This is a genomic window from Streptomyces sp. NPDC048506, assembly GCF_040651315.1.
Lineage (GTDB): Bacteria > Actinomycetota > Actinomycetes > Streptomycetales > Streptomycetaceae > Streptomyces.
In genome coordinates this window covers 148,378-172,547 of record NZ_JBEZIX010000004.1, presented here as the reverse complement: position 1 = coordinate 172,547, position 24,170 = coordinate 148,378, and the positions used below count along the sequence as shown (strand labels likewise).

General features: G+C 71.8%; 22 protein-coding genes and 1 riboswitch. Of the genes, 15 read left to right on the top strand and 7 right to left on the bottom strand.

Annotated elements, in window-relative coordinates:
* Nucleotides 1–47: 47 nt before the first annotated feature.
* Nucleotides 48–1,280: an ROK family transcriptional regulator gene (locus AB0C96_RS04660; protein ID WP_362913630.1), complete on the top strand. Its 1,233-nt coding sequence runs from the start codon at nucleotides 48–50 to the stop codon at nucleotides 1,278–1,280.
* A 29-nt stretch (nucleotides 1,281–1,309) separates the two neighbouring features.
* On the opposite strand, the gene AB0C96_RS04655 is transcribed toward AB0C96_RS04660, so the two are convergent.
* Nucleotides 1,310–2,089: an NAD(P)H-binding protein gene (locus AB0C96_RS04655; protein WP_362913628.1), complete on the bottom strand. Its 780-nt coding sequence runs from the start codon at nucleotides 2,087–2,089 to the stop codon at nucleotides 1,310–1,312.
* Nucleotides 2,090–2,298: 209 nt separating this feature from the next.
* Nucleotides 2,299–2,429, top strand: a riboswitch (FMN riboswitch).
* A 153-nt stretch (nucleotides 2,430–2,582) separates the two neighbouring features.
* Between AB0C96_RS04655 and ribD the strand changes: the two genes are divergently transcribed.
* The 10 genes from ribD (at nucleotide 2,583) to AB0C96_RS04605 (ending at nucleotide 11,371) form a co-directional block, all read left to right on the top strand.
* Entirely contained in the window at nucleotides 2,583–3,710 is a 1,128-nt protein-coding gene (gene ribD, locus AB0C96_RS04650) for a bifunctional diaminohydroxyphosphoribosylaminopyrimidine deaminase/5-amino-6-(5-phosphoribosylamino)uracil reductase RibD (RefSeq protein WP_362913626.1), read from the top strand.
* 1 nt (nucleotide 3,711) lies between these two features.
* Nucleotides 3,712–4,356, top strand: a complete 645-nt coding sequence (locus tag AB0C96_RS04645) for a riboflavin synthase (protein WP_362913624.1) — start codon at nucleotides 3,712–3,714, stop codon at nucleotides 4,354–4,356.
* Complete coding sequence (locus AB0C96_RS04640; RefSeq protein ID WP_362913622.1) at nucleotides 4,353–5,006, top strand: nicotinamide mononucleotide transporter family protein; 654 nt, start codon at nucleotides 4,353–4,355, stop codon at nucleotides 5,004–5,006. The genes AB0C96_RS04645 and AB0C96_RS04640 overlap by 4 nt, the downstream gene beginning before the upstream one ends.
* Nucleotides 5,003–6,370: a bifunctional 3,4-dihydroxy-2-butanone-4-phosphate synthase/GTP cyclohydrolase II gene (locus AB0C96_RS04635; RefSeq protein WP_362913620.1), complete on the top strand. Its 1,368-nt coding sequence runs from the start codon at nucleotides 5,003–5,005 to the stop codon at nucleotides 6,368–6,370. The genes AB0C96_RS04640 and AB0C96_RS04635 overlap by 4 nt, the downstream gene beginning before the upstream one ends.
* Nucleotides 6,371–6,464: 94 nt before the next feature.
* Entirely contained in the window at nucleotides 6,465–6,950 is a 486-nt protein-coding gene (ribH, locus tag AB0C96_RS04630; RefSeq protein WP_362913618.1) for a 6,7-dimethyl-8-ribityllumazine synthase, read from the top strand.
* 82 nt (nucleotides 6,951–7,032) lie between these two features.
* Nucleotides 7,033–7,305, top strand: a complete 273-nt coding sequence (locus AB0C96_RS04625; protein WP_248867486.1) for a phosphoribosyl-ATP diphosphatase — start codon at nucleotides 7,033–7,035, stop codon at nucleotides 7,303–7,305.
* A 52-nt stretch (nucleotides 7,306–7,357) separates the two neighbouring features.
* Entirely contained in the window at nucleotides 7,358–8,206 is an 849-nt protein-coding gene (gene hisG / locus AB0C96_RS04620; protein ID WP_362913616.1) for an ATP phosphoribosyltransferase, read from the top strand.
* Nucleotides 8,207–8,243: 37 nt separating this feature from the next.
* A complete protein-coding gene (locus tag AB0C96_RS04615) occupies nucleotides 8,244–8,708 on the top strand; it encodes a PH domain-containing protein (protein WP_362913614.1) in 465 nt (154 codons plus the stop codon).
* A gap of 174 nt (nucleotides 8,709–8,882) precedes the next feature.
* Nucleotides 8,883–10,244: a hemolysin family protein gene (locus tag AB0C96_RS04610; RefSeq protein WP_362913612.1), complete on the top strand. Its 1,362-nt coding sequence runs from the start codon at nucleotides 8,883–8,885 to the stop codon at nucleotides 10,242–10,244.
* Entirely contained in the window at nucleotides 10,241–11,371 is a 1,131-nt protein-coding gene (locus tag AB0C96_RS04605) for a hemolysin family protein (protein ID WP_362913610.1), read from the top strand. The genes AB0C96_RS04610 and AB0C96_RS04605 overlap by 4 nt, the downstream gene beginning before the upstream one ends.
* A gap of 66 nt (nucleotides 11,372–11,437) precedes the next feature.
* On the opposite strand, the gene AB0C96_RS04600 is transcribed toward AB0C96_RS04605, so the two are convergent.
* Together AB0C96_RS04600 and AB0C96_RS04595 are read right to left on the bottom strand one after the other, a co-directional pair.
* Nucleotides 11,438–13,324, bottom strand: a complete 1,887-nt coding sequence (locus AB0C96_RS04600) for an AAA family ATPase (protein WP_362913608.1) — start codon at nucleotides 13,322–13,324, stop codon at nucleotides 11,438–11,440.
* Between the two features lie 477 nt (nucleotides 13,325–13,801).
* Complete coding sequence (locus AB0C96_RS04595; protein ID WP_362913606.1) at nucleotides 13,802–14,386, bottom strand: hypothetical protein; 585 nt, start codon at nucleotides 14,384–14,386, stop codon at nucleotides 13,802–13,804.
* A 205-nt stretch (nucleotides 14,387–14,591) separates the two neighbouring features.
* On the opposite strand from AB0C96_RS04595, the gene AB0C96_RS04590 reads away from it, so the two are divergent.
* The gene (locus AB0C96_RS04590; RefSeq protein ID WP_362913604.1) at nucleotides 14,592–16,028 is read left to right on the top strand and encodes a peptidase C39 family protein; all 1,437 of its coding nucleotides are present in this window, start codon (nucleotides 14,592–14,594) and stop codon (nucleotides 16,026–16,028) included.
* Here AB0C96_RS04590 and AB0C96_RS04585 read toward each other — a convergent pair.
* Nucleotides 15,976–16,431, bottom strand: coding sequence for a site-specific integrase (locus AB0C96_RS04585; protein ID WP_362913602.1), 456 nt, complete (start codon nucleotides 16,429–16,431; stop codon nucleotides 15,976–15,978). The genes AB0C96_RS04590 and AB0C96_RS04585 overlap by 53 nt on opposite strands.
* Nucleotides 16,432–16,729: 298 nt before the next feature.
* Between AB0C96_RS04585 and AB0C96_RS04580 the strand changes: the two genes are divergently transcribed.
* The gene (locus AB0C96_RS04580; protein WP_362913752.1) at nucleotides 16,730–16,990 is read left to right on the top strand and encodes a WhiB family transcriptional regulator; all 261 of its coding nucleotides are present in this window, start codon (nucleotides 16,730–16,732) and stop codon (nucleotides 16,988–16,990) included.
* Between the two features lie 649 nt (nucleotides 16,991–17,639).
* A complete protein-coding gene (locus AB0C96_RS04575; protein WP_362913600.1) occupies nucleotides 17,640–18,266 on the top strand; it encodes a hypothetical protein in 627 nt (208 codons plus the stop codon).
* Nucleotides 18,267–18,546: 280 nt separating this feature from the next.
* On the opposite strand, the gene AB0C96_RS04570 is transcribed toward AB0C96_RS04575, so the two are convergent.
* The 3 genes from AB0C96_RS04570 to AB0C96_RS04560 all read right to left on the bottom strand — a co-directional run bounded on the left by AB0C96_RS04570 (nucleotide 18,547) and on the right by AB0C96_RS04560 (nucleotide 21,218).
* A complete protein-coding gene (locus AB0C96_RS04570) occupies nucleotides 18,547–19,095 on the bottom strand; it encodes a LuxR C-terminal-related transcriptional regulator (protein WP_362913598.1) in 549 nt (182 codons plus the stop codon).
* A 117-nt stretch (nucleotides 19,096–19,212) separates the two neighbouring features.
* Entirely contained in the window at nucleotides 19,213–20,094 is an 882-nt protein-coding gene (locus AB0C96_RS04565) for a C40 family peptidase (RefSeq protein WP_362913596.1), read from the bottom strand.
* Nucleotides 20,064–21,218: an SPFH domain-containing protein gene (locus AB0C96_RS04560; protein ID WP_362913594.1), complete on the bottom strand. Its 1,155-nt coding sequence runs from the start codon at nucleotides 21,216–21,218 to the stop codon at nucleotides 20,064–20,066. Before AB0C96_RS04560 ends, AB0C96_RS04565 begins: the two co-directional genes overlap by 31 nt.
* Before the next feature lie 347 nt (nucleotides 21,219–21,565).
* Here AB0C96_RS04560 and AB0C96_RS04555 point away from each other — a divergent pair, with 347 nt between their 5' ends.
* Complete coding sequence (locus AB0C96_RS04555; protein WP_362913592.1) at nucleotides 21,566–23,110, top strand: sigma-70 family RNA polymerase sigma factor; 1,545 nt, start codon at nucleotides 21,566–21,568, stop codon at nucleotides 23,108–23,110.
* Nucleotides 23,111–24,170 lie beyond the last annotated feature (1,060 nt).

The window sequence follows — 24,170 nt, the reverse complement described above, 5'->3', positions numbered from 1 at the left end:
GGTCCGACGGAAGCCGGTCCGACAGGAGGAGAGGAGAGGATCCCGCCATGCATCCACCGCGCGCGGCATCCCCCGGCCGCACCGCCTCCCCGGCCACCGTACGGCTGATCAACGACCGGCTGGCGCTGCAACTCCTGCAATCCGAAGGACCCCTGACGGCAGGTCAGCTCAAGACGCTGACCGGCCTGTCCCGGCCGACCGTGGCGGACCTGGTCGAACGCCTCCGGGCGGCCGGGCTGATCGCCGTGGTGGGGGAGAGCGGCGCACAGCGGCGCGGACCCAACGCCCGGCTCTACGGGATCGTCGCCGACCGGGCCCACCTCGTCGGCCTCGATCTGCGCACGCACTCCGTCACCGTCGCGGTCGCCGACCTCCTGGGCCGGGTGCGCGCCGAACGCACCGTGCCGGTCGGGTCGCGCGACGCCCCCGATACCGCCGTCGCCACCGCCCTCGCCACCGTGGACGAGGCCCTCGCCGCGGCCGGCGCCGACCGTCCGCACACCCTCGCGGTCGGCGCCCCCGGCCTGGTCGACCCCGCGACCGGCCGGCTCGGCGGCACCGACCGGATCCCGTCCTGGCACGCCGCCCTGGTGGGCGAGCTGCGCACACGGACGGCCGTACCGGTCCTGCTGGAGAACGAGGTCAACCTCGCCGCCCTCGCCGAGCAGCGCACGGGAGCGGCCCGCGACCGGGACACCTTCGTCCTGCTCTGGCTCGGCCACGGCACCGGCGCGGCGGTCGTCCTGGACGGCACACTGCGCCGCGGCGCGTCGGGCGGCACCGGCGAGATCGGCTTCCTGCCGGTCCCCGGCACCGATGCACTGCCCTCCGCCACCGGCTGCGACGGCGGCTTCCACTCGCTGGCCGGCTCCGCGGCGGTCTGCGCCCTCGCCGCCGAGCACGGCATCGTCGCCCCGCCCCACGACGGGACGGACCACGGCCGCGCCGCCGACGCCCCGCCCGCCGAACCCCTGGTGCGCGCCGCCGTGGCCGCCGGTGATGCCGGTGCCGGCTTCCTCGATGCCCTGGCCGCCCGGATCGCGCTGGGCGCGGCGGCCGTGTGCGCGGTGCTCGACCCCGGCTGCCTGGTGCTCGGCGGCGAGCTCGGCCGCGCCGGCGGCGATCCGCTCGCCGGTCGGGTCGCCGACCACCTGGCCCGGCTCTCCCCGCTGCGCACCGACGTCCGCGCGAGCACGGTCGGCGGCCGGGCAGTACTGCTCGGCGCGGTGCTCGCCGCCCGCGACACCGCGCAGGACGACCTCTTCGCCCCCGCCGGCTGACCACCGGTCCGGGCAGCCGGCGGGGCCGGTCACGCCCGCAGCGCCTCGCCCGACCGCTCCGTCAGGAACTCGGCGTAGGTCCGCCGTCCGTCCGCGTGCTCCGGGGCGAGGTTGCCGCCCCGCCGCAGCGCCGCGCCCGCGGAGCCCGGCAGCCACACCGGCAGCAGCAGTCGGCGCCGGCCGCCCGCGGCGAGCGTGGCCCGTACCAGCTCCCGGGCCGTGAGCACCTCGGGGCCGCCCAGGTCCGTGACCCGCCCGGCCGGTTCCCCGGCCGCCAACTCGGCCAGCCGGTCCGCCACCTCGCGCACCTCGACCGGCTGCACCCGTACGCCCGTGGGCACCGGCAGCAGCGGCGAGCGGGCGCCCGCCTTGACCATCTGGAGCACCAGGTCGTGGAACTGCGTCGTCCGCAGCACCGTCCAGCCGAGGCCGGAGTTCTCGATCAGCTGCTCCACCGCGAGCTTGGTGCGGTAGTAGCGGATCGGCACCCGGTCCACGCCGACGATCGAGATGTAGACCAGGTGCCGCACCGCGGCCGCCTGCGCCGCCTCGACCAGCCGGCCGGCCGCCTCCAGATCGCCGCCGGCCGGCGCCGAGGCGCAGTGCACGACCGTGTCCACCCCGGCCAGCGCCGCGGGCAGGCCGGTGCCGTCGCGCAGGTCGACCGCGTGCGAGTGCAGCCGGGGCCGCCCGGTGCCGGTGTGCGGGCGCCGGCTCAGCGCGTGGACGTCGTGCCCGTCGTCGAGCAGCCGGTCGATCAGGGGGCGCCCGAGCGTGCCCGTGCCGCCGGTCACCAGAATTGTCGCCATCGCGGATCAGTCCTTGGGGTGGATGTTGGGGTGTATGCGGGGAACCTGGCGGACGCGCCTGGGCGGCGCGCCGTCCCCCTAGGACGAAGCACTCGCGGCGGGCTGTGACACCGCGGCACGCCGGAAGGCTGTGAGGCAGCCCACAGGCCTTCGCCCGCATGGCCGACGATCAGCCGTGGCAGACTGAAGCTGTACTGACATAAGAGCAGCAGCGCACTCCGGGGTCGGTGTAATTCCGAACCGGCGGTTATAGTCCGCGACCCGTCCGCAGCCAGCGGCCGGTTGAGCAGGTGGAATTCCTGCACCGACGGTGAAAGTCCGGATGGGAGGCAGTGCGCGGCGGGCGAGTATCGGTACACCGCCGTCGGCGGCGCGTCCGGTCGTTCTCCGGACGGGCCCTGCTGTCCGGCCGTGGTGTCGTCGTTGCTCCGTTCCCGCTTCTGTCGTTTCCCGACAGCCCCGGAGTCCGTGCCCGAAGAGGCAGGAGGACCCGGTGGCCACCGCAGCCCCCGTCGAGACCACGGCGATGCGCCGAGCCATCGAGCTCGCCGCCCGTGGCCTCGGGCACACCAGCCCCAACCCCGTGGTCGGCTGTGTCGTCCTGGACTCCCACGGCCGCACCGCCGGCGAGGGCTGGCACCAGCGGGCCGGTGGCCCGCACGCCGAGGTCCACGCCCTGCGCGCCGCGGGCGAACGGGCCCGGGGCGGCACCGCACTGGTCACCCTCGAACCCTGCAACCACACCGGCCGCACCGGCCCCTGCGCCCGGGCGCTGATCGACGCCGGGATCGCCCGGGTCGTCTACGCCGTCTCCGACCCCACCCCGACCGCCACCGGCGGCGCGGTCACCCTGGCCGAGGCCGGCGTCGACGTCGAGGGGGGCCTGCTCGCCGACGAGGCCGCGGCCGGCAACGAGGCCTGGCTGACCGCCGTCCTGCGCGGCCGCCCCTTCGTGCTGTGGAAGTACGCCGCCACCCTCGACGGCCGGATCGCCGCCGCCGACGGCACCAGCCGCTGGATCTCCTCGCCCGAGTCGCGCGCCGACGTGCACCGGCTGCGGGCCGCGGCGGACGCCGTGATCGTCGGCTCCGGAACCGCCCGCGCCGACGATCCGCAGCTCGGCGCCCGGATCAGCGGGCTGTCCGACGACGAGATCAGCCAGCCGCTGCGGGTCGTCGTCGACTCCGGCGCCACCGCCGTCAAGGCCGGCGCCCGGGTCCTGGACGGCACCGCACCCACCCTCATCGCGGTCGCCGAGGACGCCGACGCCGCCCACCTCGAAGGCCTCGCCCCGCTCGTCCGGCTGCCGCGCGCCGCCGACGGGCGCGGCCTGCACATCCCCGCCCTGCTCCAGGCCCTGTACGCGCGCGACGTGCGCTCCGTACTGCTCGAAGGCGGGCCCACGCTCGCCGGGGCCTTCCTCGCCGCCCAGGCCGTCGACAAGGTCGTCGGCTACCTCGCACCGGTGCTGCTCGGCGCCGGGCCGGCCGCCGTCGGCGACGCCGGAATCACCACCATCGCCCAGGCGTTGCGGCTCGACGTGACCGACACCGAACGGCTCGGCCCCGATCTGCGCATCACCGCCACGCCCATCCGCCACGCCCTCCACGAGGAGAACTGAAGTGTTCACCGGAATCGTCGAAGAACTGGGTGAGGTCGTCGCCGTCGAGAACCTCGGTGATGCCTCCCGGTTCCGGCTCCGCGGCCCCGTCGTCACCCAGGACGCCAAGCACGGCGACTCGATCGCCGTCAACGGCGTCTGCCTGACCGTCGTGGACACCGCCGACGGCGAGTTCACCGCCGATGTGATGGCCGAGACCCTGAACCGTTCCAGCCTCGGTGCGCTGAGCGCCGGTTCACGGGTCAACCTGGAGCGCCCCATGGCGCTCGGCGGGCGGCTCGGCGGACACCTCGTCCAGGGCCATGTCGACGGCACCGGCACCATCGTCGAGCGGACCCCCGCCGAACACTGGGAGATCGTCAAGGTCGCCCTGCCGACCGCGCTGTCCCGCTACGTCGTCGAGAAGGGCTCCATCACCGTCGACGGCGTCAGCCTCACCGTCGTCGACGCCGCCGACGACTACTTCACCATCAGCCTCATCCCGACCACCCTCGCGCTGACCACCCTCGGCATCAAGGAGGCCGGCGACCCCGTGAACCTGGAGGTCGACGTCCTCGCCAAGTACGTCGAGCGGCTGCTGGGCCGCGGCTCCGCGGACCTCGCGGACCTGACGGACGTCGAGGAGATCAAGGAGATGGACCGGTGAGCGTCCTCGACCCGCTGAACGGCGTGGCCTTCACGGCCTTCGGGCAGCACGTCATCTGGTCGGACATGATCGGCAACACCATCGGCCTGGTCGCCCTGGCGCTCGGCTGGCGGCGCTCCATATGGACCTGGCCCGCCCAGTTCCTCTCCGGCGTCATCCTCGTCGCCGCATACGCCTCCGCCCACCTCAGCGGTGGCGTCGGCAAGCAACTCCTGGTCATCGGCGTGGCGTTGTGGGGCTGGCGGCAGTGGCAGCGCGGTCGGCGGCAGGCGCAGGACGGCTCGATCGCGGTCCGCTTCGCCAGCTGGCGCGAGCGCGGCCTGCTGCTCGCCGGCACCGCGCTGGGCACCGCGGCGGTCGGCGGCCTGTTCACCGCGCTCCCGCAACTGTCCTGGAACCCCTGGCCGGACGCCTACATCTTCGTCGGCACGCTCGCCGCGATGGTCGCCCAGGCCCGTGGTCTGGTCGAGTTCTGGTTCGCCTGGCTGCTGGTCGACCTGGTCGGCGTCCCGCTCGCCTTCAGCAGCGGGCTCGCCTTCTCCGGTCTCGTCTACGTCGTCTACTTCGCCCTCGTCCTGTGGGGCATGCGCGACTGGTGGCTGCGCTCGCGCGCCGAGAGCCGCCTCGTCCTGGAAGGAGCTGCGGCATGACCGCACTACAGAGCTGGTACGACGCGGGCGCCGAGTCCCTGGCGCTGGACCCCGTCGAGCAGGCTATCGCCGACATCGCCGCCGGCCGCCCGGTCGTCGTCGTGGACGACGAGAACCGCGAGAACGAGGGCGACCTCGTCGTCGCCGCGGAGAAGGCCACGCCGGAGATCGTCGCCTTCATGATGAGCGAGTGCCGCGGACTGATCTGCGCCCCGATGGAGGGCCCGGAGCTGGACCGGCTGGAGCTGCCGCAGATGGTCGAGCACAACACCGAGTCGATGCGGACCGCCTTCACGGTCTCCGTCGACGCCACCGCCGCGCACGGCGTGTCCACCGGCATCTCCGCCGCCGACCGCGCCACCACCCTGCGGCTGCTCGCCTCCGGCGAATCCGTCGCCGGCGACTTCGTCCGGCCCGGGCACATCTTCCCGCTGCGCGCCCGGCCCGGCGGCGTCCTGATCCGCAACGGCCACACCGAGGCCGGCGTCGACCTCGCCCGGCTCGCCGGACTGCGCCCGGCCGCCGCCATCGTCGAGATCGCCGGCGAGGACGGCACGATGCTGCGACTGCCCGAGCTGGTGCCGTTCGCCCGCAAGCACGGCCTGTCGATCATCTCCATCGAGGACCTGATCGCCTACCGCAGGTCGTCCGAGCCCACCGTCCGCCGCGAGGCCACCACCCGGCTGCCCACCGCGCACGGCGACTTCACCGCCCACGGCTACCGCTCCACGGTCGACGGCGTCGAGCACATCGCGCTGGTCGCCGGCGACCTCGGCGACGGCGAGGACGTCCTGGTCAGGGTCCACTCCGAGTGCCTGACCGGCGACGTCTTCCACTCGCTGCGCTGCGACTGCGGCCCCCAGCTCCAGGCCGCGTTGCAGCGCATCGCCGAGGCCGGCCGCGGGGTGGTGATCTACCTCCGCGGCCACGAGGGACGCGGCATCGGGCTGCTGTCCAAGCTGCGCGCCTACGAACTCCAGGAGCGCGGCCGCGACACCCTCGACGCCAACCTCGAACTGGGGCTGCCGGCCGACTCCCGCGACTACGCCGCGGGCGCGCAGATGCTGACGGACCTGGGCGTCCGCTCGCTGCGCCTGATGACCAACAACCCCGACAAGACCGCCGCCCTGGTGCGGCACGGCCTCACGGTCTCCGGCCGCGAGCCGATGCCCGTCCAGGCCGGCGAGCACAATCTGCGGTACCTGCGGACCAAGCGCGACCGCATGGGCCACGACCTGCCCTGGCTCCCCGGCGCGGGCACCGTTCCCGAAGCTCTCGAATCTGTTCGAGCAGGGGAGGCCCCAATCACCGGAGCGGCCGACGCCGCGCCTCCCACCGACGCGACCACCTGCGACAACCAGTAGCCACCGCGGCGCCGGACCACAGCGGTCGGCGCCGGACAGCACCAGACAGCACCAGTCCATCGATCACCCCACCATCACCCGTACGAGGAGAACCGTGAGCGGCAAGGGCGCACCCGAACTGACCGTGAAGAACTGTGGCGACCTGCGGGTGGCCGTGATCGCCGCGCAGTGGCACGAAAAGGTGATGGACGGCCTCGTCGACGGCGCACTGCGCGCCCTGACCGAGCTCGGCATCGACGAGCCGACGCTGCTGCGGGTGCCCGGCACCTTCGAGCTGCCGGTCGTCGCCAAGGTCCTGGCCGGACGCGGCTACGACGCCGTCGTCGCGCTCGGTGTGGTCATCCGGGGCGGCACCCCGCACTTCGACTACGTGTGCCAGGGCGTCACGCAGGGCCTGACCCAGGTCGCGGTGGACACCGGCGTCCCGATCGGCTTCGGCGTGCTGACCTGCGACACCGAGGAGCAGGCGGTCGACCGCGCGGGCCTGGAGGGATCCACCGAGGACAAGGGCCACGAGGCGGTCACCGCGGCGGTCGCCACCGCGGCCACCCTGCGCACCGTCTCGGAGCCCTGGCGCTGAAGGCCCGCCCGTCGCCCACCGCCACCCTTCACCTGAGGCGCTGCGCGCCGCTGTGACATCACCGCGTAGGGTAGTGACCATCATGTCCAAGAAGACGTTCGAGGAGCTCTTCTCCGAGCTCCAGCAGAAGGCCGCCACCGGCGACCCCGCCACCTCCCGTACCGCCGAGCTGGTGCAGGCCGGGGTCCATACCATCGGCAAGAAGGTCGTCGAGGAGGCCGCCGAGGTCTGGATGGCCGCCGAGTACGAGTCCCACGAGGCGGCCGCGGAGGAGATCTCCCAGCTCCTCTACCACCTCCAGGTCATGATGGTCGCCAAGGGCATCTCCCTCGACGACGTCTACGCCCACCTCTGACACCCTCCCGCACCCACCCCAACACCCTTTAGCTGCAAAGGAACTCGCTCTCATGCTGCGCATCGCTGTCCCCAACAAGGGTTCACTGTCCGAGCCTGCGTCGGCGATGCTCCATGAGGCCGGCTACCGCCAGCGCAAGGACCGCCGGGAGCTGGTCCTGGTGGACGCCGAGAACGAGGTCGAGTTCTTCTTCCTGCGGCCGCGCGACATCGCCGTCTACGTCGGCTCCGGCAAGCTCGACATCGGCATCACCGGTCGCGACCTGCTGCTGGACTCCGGAGCCGACGCCGAGGAGATCCTTCAGCTGGGCTTCGCCGGCTCCACGTTCCGCTACGCCACCCGCCCGGGCACGGCCAAGGGCGTCGGCGAGTTCGGCGGGATGACGATCGCCACCTCGTTCGCCGGGCTGGTCACCCAGCACCTCGCCGACAACGGGGTGGAGGCCTCCGTCGTCCACCTCGACGGCGCCGTGGAGACCGCCATCCAGCTCGGCGTCGCCCAGATCATCGCGGACGTGGTGGAGACCGGCACCACCCTGCGCAACGCCGGCCTGGAGATCATCGGCGAGCCGATCCTGAAGTCCGAGGCCGTGGTCATCCGGGGCAAGGGCGCACCGGACGACGACCCCAAGGTGCGCCAGTTCCTCCGCCGCATGCAGGGCGTCCTGGTGGCCCGCCGGTACGTGATGATGGACTACGACATCCGCGTCGAGCACGTCGAGAAGGCCGTCGCCCTCACGCCGGGCCTGGAGTCGCCGACCGTCTCCCCGCTGCACCACGAGGGTTGGGTCGCGGTCCGCTCGATGGTCCCGTCCAAGGACGCCCAGCGCATCATGGACGAGCTCTACGACCTCGGCGCCCGCGCGATCCTCACCACCGGCATCCACGCCTGCCGGCTCTGACCGGTCCGGCACCCTACGTACGACGGAAGACCACGACGTGTCCGCGGCGCCCCAGCCTCCCCTGCCCAGCCTCCCGGTGACCTTCCGGCCGACCCGCACCCGGGCCGTCCTCTACACCGTCGGCACCGCCCAGCTCGCCGCGATCACGGCGATCGCGCTGGCGCTGCCGAAGCTGAGCGGGGGCGAGCGGATCAGCTTCGTCGTCACCGGACTGCTGGTGGGGGCCGTCCTTCTGCTGCTCAGCCGCCCCAAGGTGGTCGCGCGGCAGGAGGGCGTCACGGTGGTCAACCTCACCACCAAGCGCGAGTTGGCCTGGGCCCAGGTCGTCCGCGTCAACCTCCGGGCCGGCGACCCCTGGGTCCACCTCGACCTCGCCGACGGCACCAGCCTGCCCGCCATGGGCATCCAACCCGGCATCGCCCGGGACCAGGCCATCCGCGACGCCCGCGCGTTGCGCGACCTCACCGAGAAGCATGGTGCGCTGGACCACACGGCCGGGTGAGTCTGCCCTAATCCGGGCCCTGCTGTTTACTCTGTCCCCTGGGCGCACCCCTGCGCCCTGCCCCTCAGTGGGCCCACTGCGACCCGAGGAGTGACTCCCTCCGGCAATGGACGGATCGTCCTGTAGTACCTGCGCCGCCCCTCCCCAACCCCCGCACACCACGGAGGCGGCGGCATGACCGGCCCCCTGCTGCTGCTCGCGGCGGCCTTGGTGCTGATCCTGGCCAACGGGTTCTTCGTGGCCGCCGAGTTCGGCCTCGTCACCGTCGAGAAGGCGGACGCCGAACGGGCCGCGGCCGACGGCGACCGCCGCGCCCGCACCGTCGTCTCCGCACTGCGCGAACTCTCCTTCCAGCTGTCCGGCACCCAACTCGGCATCACGATCACCTCCTTGGTGGTCGGCATGCTCGCCGAGCCGGCGCTGGCCCACCTGCTGTCCGGCCCGCTGCTGGCGAGCGGCCTGCCCAAGGGCGCGGTCCCGGGCGTCGCCGTCGTCATCGGGATGCTGTTGGCGTCGGCCGTCCAGATGGTCATCGGCGAGCTGGTGCCCAAGAACTGGGCGGTCTCCAAGCCGCTGCACGTCGCCCGTTTCGTGGCCGGCCCCCAGCGGGCCTTCTCCCGCTTCTTCCGCCCGGTGATCACCCTGCTGAACACCGTCGCCAACCGGCTGGTCCGCGCCCTGGGCGTGGAGCCGACCGACGAACTGGCCTCCGCCCGCACCCCCGGTGAACTGGTCTCGCTGGCCCGGCACTCCGCCCGTGCCGGCGCCATCGAGCAGGACACCGCCGACCTCTTCGTCCGCACCCTGTCGCTGGGCGACCTGACCGCGGAGAACGTCATGACGCCGCGGGTACGGGTCAGCGCCCTCCAGGCCACCGCGACCGCCGAGGACGTGGTGAACCTGACCCGCGCCACCGGCCTGTCCCGCTTCCCCGTGTACCACACCCGCCTCGACGAGGTCGTCGGCATGGTGCACCTCAAGGACGCGCTGGCCGTCCCGGCGCACGACCGGCTGCGCACCCCGGCCGGCCGGATCGCGGTGCCACCGCTGCTGGTGCCCGAGACGCTGCCGGTGCAGCCGCTGCTGGAGCGGCTGCGCAGCGAACAGCCGATAGCGGTGGTCGTCGACGAGTACGGAGGCACGGCCGGCGTGGTCACGCTGGAGGACATCATCGAGGAACTGGTCGGTGAGGTCCGCGACGAACACGACGGCGTGGACCTCCCGGAGCTGGGCCAGGCCCCGCCCGAGGAGGGCCGCCCCACCTGGGACGCCGACGGCGGCTGCCGGGTGGACACCCTGCGGAAGATCGGCCTGGAGGCCCCGGAAGGCCCCTATGAGACGGTGGCCGGACTGGTGGCGCACATACTCGGTCGGATCCCGGCGCCCGGCGACACCGCGGAACTCGACGGCTGGCGGCTGCGGGTGCGACTGGTGTCGCACCACCGCGCCGAGCGGATAAGGCTGGTGCGGACCGCGACGGTCACCGCGCCCGCCACGCGCGAGCCCTCCCTGGCCGCCGCGGAGGTGTCCCGATGACGCTGGCCCAACTGCTCTTCGCGATACTCCTCGTGCTCGCCAACGGCTTCTTCGTCGGCGCCGAGTTCGCCCTGGTCTCGGTGCGCCGGTCCCAGATCGAACCGCTGGCGACGGGCGGCTCCTCCCGGGCCCGACAGGTGCTGCACGGGCTGGAGAACCTGCCGCAGATGATGGCCGCCGCCCAGTTCGGCATCACCGTCTGCTCCCTGACCCTCGGCGCGGTGGCCGAGCCGACCGTCGCCCACCTCCTGGAACCGCTCTTCGAGGCGGTCCACCTCCCCACCGCGCTGATCCACCCGCTCGGCTACGTCATCGCCCTGGCACTGGTGGTCTTCCTGCACCTCGTCATCGGCGAGATGGTCCCCAAGAACCTGGCGATGGCCGCGCCGGAGAAGACCGCCCTGTGGTTCAGTCCCGGCCTGGTCGCCTTCGCCCGGCTGTGCCGCCCGGTCACGGCGCTGCTCGGCGCCTGTGCCCACGGGGTGCTGCGGCTCTTCCACGTCGAGCCGAAGGACGAGGTCGAGGCGGTCTTCACCAGCGAGCAGCTGACCCACCTCGTCGAGGACTCCGGTCAGGCCGGCCTGCTCGAACCGGCCGAGCAGGAGCGCCTCGCCGACGCCCTGGAACTGGGCAGCCGCCCCGTCACGGACGTCCTCCTGGACCGTGCGGGCCTGATCACCGTCGAGCCGACGGTGACGCCCCGACAGGTGGAGGAGCTGACCGTGCGGACCGGCTACTCGCGCTTCCCGGTGTGCGCGCCCGGCGGGGCCTACATGGGCTATCTGCACGTCAAGGACGTCCTCGACCTGGAGGAGCGCGACCGAGCGGTGCCCCAGCGGATCTGGCACCCGATGACCACGCTCCGCGCCGAGCTGCCGTTGGACGACGCCCTGACGGCGATGCGCCGCGCCGCCTCCCATCTCGCGGCGGTCGCCGATCCGACCGGCCGGGTGCTCGGTCTGGTCGCCCTGGAGGACGTCCTGGAGATGCTGGTCGGCGAGGTCCGCGATCCGTCGCACCGCCGGACGCCGGCCGCCCGGGCACACCGCAGGGACGCGGCGGAGCGGGTCGCCGAGCCCCGCGAGGAGGCCGCGCTGCCGGCGGAGGACCCCGCACTGGCCGGCTGACGCCACCGTCGCGGCGGACGCCCCGCCCGCCGCGCCGGTGGTCGGCGGTCTGCGCGCGGCCGGCGGTCAGAGCCCCGGACTCTCCGGTCCCCGGCCCGACAGCACCTCACCGTAGGCCTGCATCAGGTCCGGCAGCCGCAGGGTCGCCAGGTCGTCGCGGGTCGGTGTGCCCCGCCAGGTGGAGAGCCGCAGATCGCGATAGGCACAGCTCTTCTCGTAGAGGGTGCGCAGGAAGCGGCCGTTGCCGAGCTCGTCGATCCAGCCCTGGTCGACGACGTGGGCGCTGATGCTGCACAGCTCCTCGCGGGCCTCCTCGTCCCAGCGGTCGCCGTTCTCGGCGGCCAGCACCTCTCCGATGGCGGTCAGCTCCAACGGCCGGTAGCTCGGGAAGTCGACGCGGCTGGTGAAGCGGGAGGACAGACCGGGGTTGGCGGCCAGCAGGCGGTCCATGCCCTCCGGGTAGCCCGCCAGGATCACCACGAGCCGGTCGCGGTTGTCCTCCGCGCGCTTGAGCAGCACCTGCAACGCCTCGTCCCCGTACGCGTCACCCTTGCTGTAGCCGGAGTTGGACAGGCTGTACGCCTCGTCGACGAAGAGCACGCCGCCCAGCGCGGAGTCGATCAGCTCATTGGCCTTGACGGCGGTCTGGCCGAGGAACTCGCCGACCAGGTCCGCCCGTTGGGCCTCGACGAGATGGTCGCCGCCGAGCAGCCCCAACGCGTAGAAGACCCGCCCCAATATCCTGGCCACGGTCGTCTTGCCGGTGCCGGACGGCCCGGAGAAGACGAAGTGCCGTTTCGGCGGCTGCACCGGCAGCCCCTGGCTCGCGCGCAGCCGCGCCATCCGCAGCTGGGCCGACAGCGCCCGCACGTGCCGCTTGACCGGCTCCATGCCGACCATCCGCTCCAGCTCCGCCAGCGCCTTCTCCAGCAGCACGGGGTCGGCGGGCCCGACCGGCAGCTGCTCGGCGCCGCGCGGACCCGGCGCCACGGCCTTGGCCCGGGCGACGGTGTCGCCCCCGGCCGGCGTACCGCCGGCCAGCTCGACGTCCGGCCCCCCGACCTCGCCGGTCGCCAGCAGCTCCCGGCCGTCCACCGGGTCGAGCGGTGCCAGCGGGTCCAGGTCGCCGCCGGCCTCCTGGCCGAGGCCGGACGCGGAGACCGTCGCGAGGCCCGCGCCCTCGTCGAGCCCGTCCACCTCGGCGATCGCGGCGAGCCGGGCGGCGGTGTCCATGAAAGCCGGGTCGACGCGGTGCACCGCACGGTAGAGGGGCAGCGCCGCGGCGCTGCGGCCGGTGCCCTCGTGGGCCCGGGCGAGCCAGTAGCGCAGCTCCTTGCGCTGCGGCTGTTCGCTGCGGCACCGCATCAGCGCGGCCGACAGCAGCGGTTCGGCCTGCCCGTACATCTCCAGCCGCACCCGCGCCATCCCGCCGAACAGCCCGGCCTCGATGCCCAGCACGGGGTCGCTCAGCAGCGGCTCGGTGTGCCGGACGAGCTGTTCCCAGTCCTTGACGAGGTAGGCCCGGCAGGCGTGCAGAAAGCGCACCTGGGGGTCGGTGTCGACCGGCGGGCAGCCGGCCAGCGCCTGGTCCAGTTCCGCGACGTGGCGGCCGTCGAGCCAGTGCGAGGCGTGTGCCAGCAGCAGGTCGCGGCCGGTCTCCAGCACCGGCTGCACCCACCAGCCCAGCCAGTACCAGGAGTTGAGGGTGCGTCGGTGGCGGGCCCGCATCTCGCCGAAGCGGTCGCGGTGTCGGTGCATCCGCAGCAGTGCGATGGAGGTGTCGGCGCGCAGTGCGTGCAGTCCGAGCCAGGCGTCGGCCATCGACGGGTCGAGCCGCACCGCGGCCCGGAACTCCTCCTCCGCCTGCGGGTACGCCCCCACCGTGTAGGCGTCGACCGCGCGCAGCCAGGCGAGCTCGGCCGGGGCGGGCGAACCCTGAGTTCCGAAATTCATCCGTCCCCCCACAAAACGTCCCCCGTGTGTGCCGCCGGGCGAGTGCCGCACCGCGGCCGGCGAACGGGCGTACGGCGCACGGGAGTTGACCGTCGCCGGGCGCGCCTGGGTCCCCTGGCCTGCGGTGGCACAGACACGCATCGTACCCGCGGGATCGCGGCAGGCCGTAGAGGGCGGTACGGGGCAAGAGCGGACGACTTGGCGCGGTGCGGCGGCGCGAAGAGTGCGGTGACCCTGGGTGAGGGAGAGCGGGCCCGCGGCGGCGGAACGGGGTGGCCCCGGGCAGCACGAAGCCCCCGATCACGGGGGAACAACCGGGGGCTTCGCGTCTGTGGGCGGTCCGTTGAACCGCACATTGAGAACGTAAGTCCTGTACGCCCCCCAGGTCAAGCCGAGTTGGGGCAGTCGGCGGGACCCTGTCGGCCGAGCCCCGGGCACCGGCCAACGTCTGCTACGGAGCGTGAACTGTTGAGCCGATCATGGTGTTCCAGAGGGCCCCATGCACACCTCGTACCCCAACTGCCCCTGGTGCACCAGGAAATCGGCAAAGGGGCGCGAAGGGTCCGCCGCGAAGTGCGCGCGCTCCGCTGGAATCCAGCCACTCCAGAACGCCGACAGGCCTGGGCCGTCCCGGAGTTGACCCCTGTCCCAGGAATGGTCGCTCGCCAGTTCCATCCACAGCAGGCATGCCAGATACGGCCGTACGGCCCGCCGGCCCGCGCCGACCCCCTCGACCAGCACCACCGGCGCGGGCGCCAGCTCACGCTCCTGAGTGAACGCCCCGCGCACCCAGTCGTAGACCCCGTACCGCGCGGTGGCGCCCCGGGACAGCGGCTCCACCACCTGGGCGGCGAACCGCTCGCTCCACGCGAATAGCTCCTCGTGGGTGGCGAGGTCGTCGGTGTGCACCACCGGGGCGCCGCCCAGCGCCTCCGCCAGCCGCCCGGCGAAGGTGCTCTTGCCCGACCCCGCATGCCCGTCCACGGCGATCAGCCGCACCGGCCCGCAGGAGGGCGGCAGGGCGCGCAGTCGGTCGGCGAGCGCGGTCAGGTCACGATCCATCGCGCCAGCGTACGCCCCTGGTCCGCGCCCTCAGCCGCGCCAGTGGTCCACACCAATATTGGTGGTGCGACGCGCACCGCACCCGCTTCCGAAGCGCGCCCGGAACGGCAATAGTTGAGCCACTGCTGACCTGTCCGTGCCCGCCCGCCGTTCCGGCCCGATCCCTCGCACCCGATCGCACGCATCCGACTGGGGGACCTCCACCATGACCCGTTCCGCGCCCCGGCGCACCGTCCTGGCCGCCGCGCTCGCCGCCGCGGCCGGTGTCGCCGCCCCCTCGGCGAAGGCCGCCGACGCACCCCGCCGGTCCGCCGCGGGCGGGGCCGCCTCGGCCCCCGCCGCCCCGGCTCCAGCAGCCTCGGCCCCCGCCGGCACCCCGGCCGCCCCCGCCCGCCGATCGAAGGGCCTCGTGGACTACCACGCCTGGACCACCGCCGCCGACTGGAAGAAGGGCACCGGCCGGGGCACCCGGATCGCCCACGGGCCCCGCCCCGGGGTGGTCGTCGACCGCGCCGCCGGCACCGCGGACTACCACGACCCGCACACCGACCGGACCGCCTCCTGGGAGTACGCCGTCTGGACCTCCCCGGAGCACCGCCTCACGGTCCCGGCGACCGAGGTCGTAGCCTCCTGGAACGCGCACACCCCACCCGGCACCTGGATCACCGTCGAGCTGCACGGCAGATACAGCGACGGCACCAGCACCCCCTGGTACGTCATGGGCCGCTGGACGTCCGGCGACGGCGACGCCGACATCCGGCGCACCTCCGTCGACGACCAGAAGGACGGCAGGAGCAGCATCTCCACCGACACCTTCGCCCTCGACGACCCCGCGAGCGGCCTCCGCCTGACCTCGTACGCACTGCGGCTCACCCTGCACCGCCGGCCCGGCACCGACCTCACCCCCACCGTCTGGCGGCTGGGCGCCATGGGCTCGGACCTCCCCGACCGCTTCGAGGTACCCGCCTCCACGCCCGGAAAGGTCGGCCGCGAGCTGGTCGTACCGCGCTACTCGCAGGAGATCCACAAGGGCCAGTACCCCGAGTACGACAACGGGGGAGAGGCCTGGTGCAGCCCCACCTCGTCCCAGATGATCATCGAGCACTGGGGCCGCAAGCCCACCCCGGAGCAGCTCTCCTGGGTCAACCCCGACTACGCCGACCGCCAGGTCTGCCACGCCGCCCGCTACACCTTCGACTACCAGTACGACGGCTGCGGCAACTGGCCCTTCAACGCCGCCTACGCCGCCACCTACCGCGACCTCCAGGGCGTTGTCACCCGCCTGTCCTGCCTCACCGACGTCGAACGCCTCATCCACGTCGGCATCCCCGTCATCACCTCCCAGTCCTTCCTCAAGACCGAACTCGACGGCGCCGGCTACGGCACCGCCGGCCACCTGATGACCGTCATCGGCTTCACCAAGGACGGCGACGTCATCGCCAACGACCCGGCCTCCCCCGACGACAAGGCGGTCCGCCGTGTGTACCGGCGCCGCGAGTTCGAGAACATCTGGCTCCGGACCAAGCGCCACGACGCAAACGGCCAGGTCAAGAGCGGTAGCGGGGGTGTCTGCTACCTCTACTTCCCGGCTAAGCCGGCACCAACTCAGCACCGGGTGCTCGCGGAGCTGGGAATCCGCTGAGCGTGTGCACCCCGAAGGTGGCCTCGATGACCTGACGGCAGCGCTCGCTGCCGTCGAGGGTGAGGTGGCCGTACCGGTCCACCGTGATCTTGATCGAGCTGTGGCCCATCCACCGCGACACCTCGTGGATGGGCACACCGTTGCTCAGGGTCACGGTGGCCCACTCGTGCCGGAGGTCGTGCGGGTCGTAGTCGGGAAGCCCGAGGCGTTTCAGCGCCCGGTCCCAGGACTTACGGAAAAGGTCGGGGTAGATCATGCCTCCGGCCTGATTCCGAATGCGCAGCTTTTCGGCAATCGGCTCCAGGATGGCGGGCGCCGGTATGTCGCGCCATTCGCCCGCTTTCCGATGCGTCAAGGGACCGTAGCGGGCAACGTGCTTGCCTGAGGAATTCTTGATACGCACAATCTGCCGCCGGCAACACAATGTGCCGTCGACCTGCCGGCGTTCGTCCTGACCGCGGGCCAGGCCGCGGACAGCCGAGCGCCTCGGGCTCCGGATTCGAGCTGGGAGAGGTGGCCCTGGCTGAGGCCGGTGAGGCGAGCGAGGTCGTCCTGCCGCAACCTGGCGTGTTGCGCCGGTGCGTTCCTGTCTGCGCGTTCAGGAATTGGGTGGGTCGGACGGCGTCATGGACGGCCGAACACGACTCTCAGTCCACGGAGGCGGATGCGCGCTCCAAAGGGACGAAGGAGTGGATGTGTCGGTGAAGAAGCTTTACCTCGGGCTCGTGTCGGACCGCCTGTTGGCATACGAGGAGTGGACGGAGAGCGCGATGTGTGCGCAGACCGACCCCGAGCGGTTCTTCCCCGAATTGGGTGGCACCGCGGCGGCAGCCAGAAAGGTCTGCGCCCAGTGCCAGGTCCGGGCAGAGTGCCTGGATTACGCGCTGAGGAAAAATGAGCCCTACGGGGTCTGGGGAGGACTCACCCGGCAAGAGCGTAGCCGTATGCAGCGCAGTTCTTGATCCGCCGGTACTCCGACCGACCGTGGCTACCGCTGGTGGAGGCCGGCCAGACGCCTTCACTGCCCGGGTCGGACGGCGACGGACGAGCACGGCGGCGAAGCAGGTAGCAGTCAACGGCACGGCCGGTCCCATAGCGGCGGCCGTGATGGTGGCTCTGCTGGTCCAGCTGACTGCCACAGCAGGAGCCGCTGTCATGTCGCAACCGCGCGAAGAGTTCCGCGTCATTTCTCCCCCTCCCGAGTCTCAGGACTTCCAAAGCCCTCCGGCGTTCGGAGGGGCCGGAATTGCCGCGCGGGGAGGCCAGGAGTCCATGAGCGACCTGAAGAGGTCCGGCTGGGACGGGGCGGGGGACGGCCGGGGCCGCCGAGGCAGCTGGAGCACCACCCGTGCCAGGGCACCAGCGACCGGGGTCGCGGTCGAACCGGAGACCGTGCGGCTGGTCCGCCTCGGCCGGGACCCGTTTCCGCACACCCTGTCCACGGGCGTTCCGGCTGTACCCGCGCTCGCACGGGGTGAGGCGGAACTGGTTCGCCGCGCCAGGCTCGGGGAATGCCGCGCCGTTCACAGGCTCTGCATGCGGGCTTTGCGACCGGCCGAGAGAATCGTCGAGCGTTACCTTGGGCCTACAGAGCGGGAGGGGACGGAGGAGTTGCTCTTCGACTCTTGCCGGAGGGCCGTCCAGGCCCTACAGCAGACCCCCGAGGACGACCGGACCTTCGACTTCGAGCGAGAGGTGAGGATCTCGGTCAGGGTGGCCGCCGGCTGCCGTGTGCTGCGCCGGGCGGTCTCGGGAGGCGGCCGGAGCACCGAGGAGACGCTTCTCGCGTACGACGTCCTGGCTTCCCTCCCTGCACACCACGCCGACGTCCTGTGGGCGGTCGGGGTCGAAGGCGAACCGGCAACGCGATATGCGCCCAGCCGGCGGCAGTCCAGCCGTGATGCTCTTGTCGACGCCTATCTGTGGCGGGCGCTGCGCCGCACCGGGACCGTGGAGACACGGGGGGAACACCTGTCGTATCTGACGGCCGCCTCGTACGTGCGGTACGAACTGACAGCTGGCCGGAGGGCCGACGTCCGCGCCCATCTGGACCGGTGCACGCTGTGCCGGCTACTGGCTGCCGAACTCGCGGTCCCGGGCGCCAGTCTGCCGTCACAGCTCGCCAGGGCGGTGACGGCGGACTGGCCGGCACCGGGACGGGGATGGGCACGATGGCGGGTCGGTGGGCCGGCCGGTCGCGCCGACCGCCGCCTGAGCCGACCGCCGCATCGACCGTGACGCTGCTGCGGACGGTGCCGTCCGGCCGACAGGTCAGACGGGCCCGGTCCGCGCGTTTTCCCGGTCGTGTGGGTGGCTTTCGTGGGCGTCAACAAAGATGATCACGGCGAGGACGAGAGTCACTGCGACGGCGAGGCCGAGAGTCATCGCGACGGCGAGGCCGAGAGGAGGACATCCGCGGTGTGACAGCGAGGCGGCGGTACCACGTAGGTGAAGCCGGCGGCGCCTGCTGCGGAGGCGGCCGTGGGAGCTGCGGAGGCCGGTGTCGCGTGTGCAAGCGTCATGAAGCGGCTCTGCACTGGGCCTTGGGCGTGGTTCCCGGCGCGGAGGACGGTGCTCCGGGCTGGGGCCGCGGACCCCTGCCGGGCACTCCGGGCTGCGGCCGCCGGGGGGCGTCGGCAGGAGGCCCGGCCGGCGGCGGGTTGGGCACCGCGCCCGGGTTGCGCACGAGTGCCATGGCGAGGGTGAGGGTGGCCGCGCGCACGCAGATCGTGCAGCTGCGCGCGTAGACCGGGTGGATCTGGCACGGACTCCATGCCTGCCGGAGAGCGCGCAGTACATGCTCCCGGTCGTGCTTCCAGATGAGGTCGACGTTCTCGGGCAAGTAGCCCCTCTCAATGGCCGCGATGACCGCCAGTGCCCGGTTCTGGACCCCGAAGGCCGCGTAGATGGCTCGCAGATGTGTCTGCACGGTGGCACGGCCGATACTCAGCGCCTCGGCGATCTGGTTCGCCGTGGCACCGCTCAGCATGTACCGCAGAACCTCCTCCTGACGCGGCGTGAGAACGCGAGGCGGGGGTGGGGAAGCGGGCGGCGTAGGCAGTGTCATGGCTGGGACCTCTCCCGTAGGGGGCAGGACTGGTGCCGCTGTGGACAGACGGCACTTGGACAGAGACACCAGTTCCGCCCCTATGACGCCATCACGGACGAGTGGCTCGCATCCGTGTCAGGGGCGGCCGAAGAAGGTGGGGTAGTAGCCCCTGTACAGGACCGAAATACGGACGTCCTTCCCCGGTCGAGGCGCCTCCACATAGCGTCCGTCGCCCAGGTAGACAGCCACGTGGTGGACTCCCGACTGCCGTCCGTTCGACGACCAGAAGAGCAGGTCACCGCGGCGGAGGCTGCTCTGCGAGATCTTCGTGACCGCTCCGTACTGGTCGGCGGCGACGCGCGGCAGGCTGATCCCGGCACGCTGGTACGCCTGCTGCACCAGGCCGGAGCAGTCGTAGCCGACGGGACCGTTGCCGCCCCAGATGTAGGGCTTGCCGAGCTGGGCGAGGGCGTAGTCCACGGCTCGTTGGACACCGGAGCGGGTGCGGGTGGGGGCCGCCGTCGGCTCCGAGGAGGTGGACGGGGATCCGTCGGTATGCCTGCGCTGTACGTAGATGCCGTAGTGGCTCGTCCAGCGCCACTGCCCGTTGGACTTGAACCAGTACCTGGTGCCGTCCCATCCCTCGTGCTGCGGCGCCGCCAGCCAGGTCTGCTTGGCCGGAGCCTGCCGGGCGTGCCGGAGATAGGTGCTGTAGTGGCTCGTCCAGCGCCACTGGCCGTTGGACTTGAACCAGTACCTGGTACCGTCCCATCCCGCCTTGCTCGGGGCCGGCATGGCCTCGGCCGCGGGTGCGGTGGCCGTCCCCAGGCCCACCACGCCCGTGGCGAGGGCGAGCACCACACCGGCCGCCCGCCTGCGACGAGCGCCCTGGCGATTGTGCGGCGGTTGCCCGGTCCCCGCGGCGACATCCCGGGCACCGAGCTGCGTGGCGCAGTACTCGCAGTCGTCACATCCCTCCGCGGCGGTTATTTCGACGAACTCTGTCGATCCGGCCATTGGCTTCCCCATTCCTTGAGGTTCGCGCTCGGGGTGAGCAGCGAAAGCACGAGCAGGCGCAGGAACGTGGGGTCCTGGCCCGGAGACTGTTGCTCGTCGGCGCCTTCCTTGGCCCTGATCTGCTCGAGGGCTGCCCAGGCGACATCGACGGCGTCACTGATGACAGTGCTGCGCAGTTCGGCGTTGAGCTCGGCGCTCCGCAGCCTGCGGATGTTCTCGGCGATCTCCGTGTCGTAAGCGAGGGACAGCTGTTGGACGGAGTAGATCTCCAGGCCCAGCGGAACCATCTCGGCGACCAGGGCGCGGGTCATTTCCTCGCCGAACCACTTCCCGTCCCGCAGCGTCGGCCCGGGTGCGCCGAACCGGTCGCACGGCAGCGTCGCGGCGACTTCGCACACCGTTGCCGCCGCCTGTTCGCGTAGGAACTCCTCATGGTCACTGACCGCGAACGTGGCCCGGGCGGTGTCTTTCACCCGCCAGACGAAAAGCAGGCTGACGACCACCGGATGACCGACGCGGTCCACGGCGGCCATGGAATGGCCCCGGAAGTGGCGCAGCCGTACGTCCACACGGTGCCGCTTGAGGAAGGGGTTCACCCACAGGAGGCCGGCCCTGCGAACCGTGCCCCGGTATCGCCCCCACCGGGACAGCACAACGGCGAATCCCGCCCGGTTGCGCATCAGGCCACTCACCACGAACAGCAGGACAACGCCGAGACAGATCAGAGGTACCGGAGCCGGCTCGGGCGGGTTCACCCAACGCTGGAGGTAGCGGAACCTCCCCGCGATCACGGCGATGGCGCCACCGCACAGCAGCACGCACAGCAGGGCGATCCAGCCGGGCAGGACCAGGGACGGGCGGTACTCACGCACGTCCGTCACGAGCCGCGGTGCCCGCCGCCGTACCTCGCCGGGTGTCTCCGGTTCAGGAGAGAGGTCCGGGCCGGGATCCGGTATCGGCAGGAAATCAGCAGGGAACTCAAGCGTGCTCTCGTTTTGTGCAGCCAACTCCTCAGGCTGATCCGGATCTTTGAATGGTGTGTTCCCCAGACGCTCAACGAAGAGGGGGAACTCATCGGCGGGCGGCACCGAGTTCACGGGTGGCCCTACACGTTCGTTCTTCAACCGCGGCTTCCTCTTCACCATCTCGGCCGGCCGCATTGACCGGTTCCTGGGCTCATGAGGCCCCAGCTGGCGCTGCATGACGCAGGGAAATCACGGTTCTGTGTGATGAACGACACAAGAGGTGGGGAACGAGCCCTCCGTCAGGGGGGATTCCGCAGCTCAAGCCGCCTCCACGGGAGCCCCGGGTGTGCCCATCATCCAGACGTCACCCCATCAATCTCGTGGAGGTCGGAGCGGGATGTAGTTGACGCTTTAACTTACGGCTTTCTAGCGTGGCATCACCCATTTCAGCCAAGGGCGCCTCGTTCCGGTAGTAGTCCCCCCATCTCACCGTATGTAGAGGTCTCATGAGCGACAGACCTGCCACCCCCCAGCCGTCCGCCGAGGCCAGCGACGCCGAACTGATCGCCTCGGTACGTGCCGGCGACAGCGCGGCATACCAAGTGCTGTACTCGCGGCACCGCATGGCCGCCGCCGTCTGTGCCCGGCGTTTCGCCACTCGCGAGGCAGACGTCGACGACTTGGTCGCCGAGGCGTTCGCCAACGTTCTGGACGTGCTACGCAAGGGGGCAGGGCCCACCGAGTTCTTCCGCGCGTACCTACTGCGCACGATCCAGCACGACGCCTTCCGTTGCTCCAGGCAGCAGCGACGAACGGTGCTCACCGATGTGTGGAACTCCAACGAGCCGGCCGAGCCCATGAGGGATGCCCCGGCCGAGGCATTCGACAGCCGGGCGGTCAGCGAAGCTTTCAAATCCCTCCCCGAGCGCTGGCAGGCAGTGTTGTGGCACACCGAAGTGGAGGGCGAGACGCCGACGGTCATCGGGCGCCTGCTGGGACTCCGGCCGAACAGCGTCTCGGCACTGGCCTACCGAGCGCGTGAGGGCCTGCGCATCGCCTACATCCAGGCCCACATCACCACCATGTCCGACGAGGCATGCCGCAAGCACGCGGCCAAGCTGGGCGCCTACACGCGGGGCAAGCTCAACCCGACGGAGACCGCCCTCGTGAGGGATCACCTGGACAACTGCGAGCACTGCAAGGGCCTTTACCTCGAAGTCGCCGATGTCTCGTCCTCGATCCGCACGGCCGTCGTCCCACTGTTTCTCGGCCCTGCCGCGGTCACCTATCTTCTGCGCACCCCAGGGCGCGCCGCCCAGGCTCGCCTCGCCCGTGTCCTCCACGAGACCAAGTGGACGAGCGGCAAGGTCCTGATCGGAGTGGCCACAGCCGGCGTCGTGCTGGGTGCCGGCGCTCTCGTCCTGCCGCTCTCCGGCGCCCACCACACCGCCGGCCACAACACGTATGCGGGAACGGTGGGACAGCCATGGGCGGCCGGGAGGGAGCCGTCGCCCTCGACTTCCCCGAGTGCGTCCTCCACCAGCCCGACACCGCCCCGGCAGCGTCCTGCGGCCGACGCGCCAACCGCCGCGGTGACGGAGTCGCCCGTCGGCACACCGGAGGCGGCGGGCCCGAGTCAGCGGCCCGCGCGGCACGGCACTCGGTGGCCTGCCGGTGTCGCTGGGACGGCTGCGGCGCCGCCCGCCGATCCGTCGGACAACCCCACCGTGGGACCGACCACCGGCCCTACACCTTCCGACCCGACCGAGACCGCCTCCCAAGGGCCGTCCACGTTGCACTCGTCCGAGACCGCGGTTCCGAGTGCGACGCCGTCTCCTTCCCGGACCGCGGCCCCACGCGAGACTCGGACTCCGTCCGAGCCGGCACTGCCCACCGCACCCACGGCGCCGAGGCCCGCCCGGCCGGGCGGTGGCCAGACTCACCCCCTCCCCTCGACGACAACCTCCACGACCTGGTGGGTGATCGAGCGCTGGACAGCCTCCATGTCATCCTCGGCACGCACTGCTGGCCGACCACACCAATTCCCGTGACAGGTGGCCCACTTCTTGTGGTCAGCCGGTCAGTGACAGCCGACCGAGGCCATCCTCTTCGAGGGCGCGGGAGCAGTACCGCCCGCGTCCAGCTTCACCTCCGGTGCGGGCAGGATGATCTCCGGACGGGTACCGACAACGACCGCCACTCGGCGCCGGCCGGGGCGCCCCGCCCCGGCTCGGCTTGCCTCGGGGACGGGACGTGGGCCCGGTTCACCCCTTGACCCGCGAAGGACGCCGCCGCCACCCGGTGACACCGAAGTACCCCAGGCCCGCCGCTCCGACGGCGCCGGCGGGGACTCCGGAATCAATCAGCGGTCCCCACAGCGTCTCGGCAACGCCGGTCGTCACGGACGAGCTGTTGTGCGACGTGTCCTGGGCGGTCAGAGGCCCTGTCACACGTGTGCCCCGGGGCGAGACGTTGGGCCCGGGCGCGGTGAGCTTCGCATACCCGGTGCCGCCGTAGGAGACGGTAATCACCCCTGCCTGCGAAGCGCCGCCCGCGTCAGCCCAGCTCCTGGCCGCGGAGGCGGTGGGCGCCCCTACGACACTCAGCGCGAGCCCGCAGACCGAAAACAGCGTCGATGCGAGTACGCCGCGAACAACCTTCCCCGCGGTACGCGGCCGCTTCTGCAATTCCCCACCTTTCTTGTCACGTTCACCGTGTCTGCCAGTCCCGACGGCACGGGCTGTGATGTCAACATCCTGACCTCGGTCTCTGCCAGCTCTGCCGACACCAACCAGGCGATATACGTCGCCGGTTGGGTTTCCATCTCCGCAGACGAACGAAGCGGTCCGCGATTGCATCCGAAGCGGCACCGCTTGTGATCGGCCTTTCAACTCCGATGCCGGGGACACAGTTGCCCGCATCGAGGAACCGGCAGCCGTTGCCCAGCGGAGCGTCCAGGACGCCAAACACCGCATTTCGGCGTGAACGCCTGACAACAGATCGAGAATGTGACGCCGCTCACATGCTCGGTCGGCGGCGTAAGCGATCCGTCCCCACGGCCTCTCGATTGCACACACCGCATGCCGCAGCGGTCTACGCAGGAGGTATGGG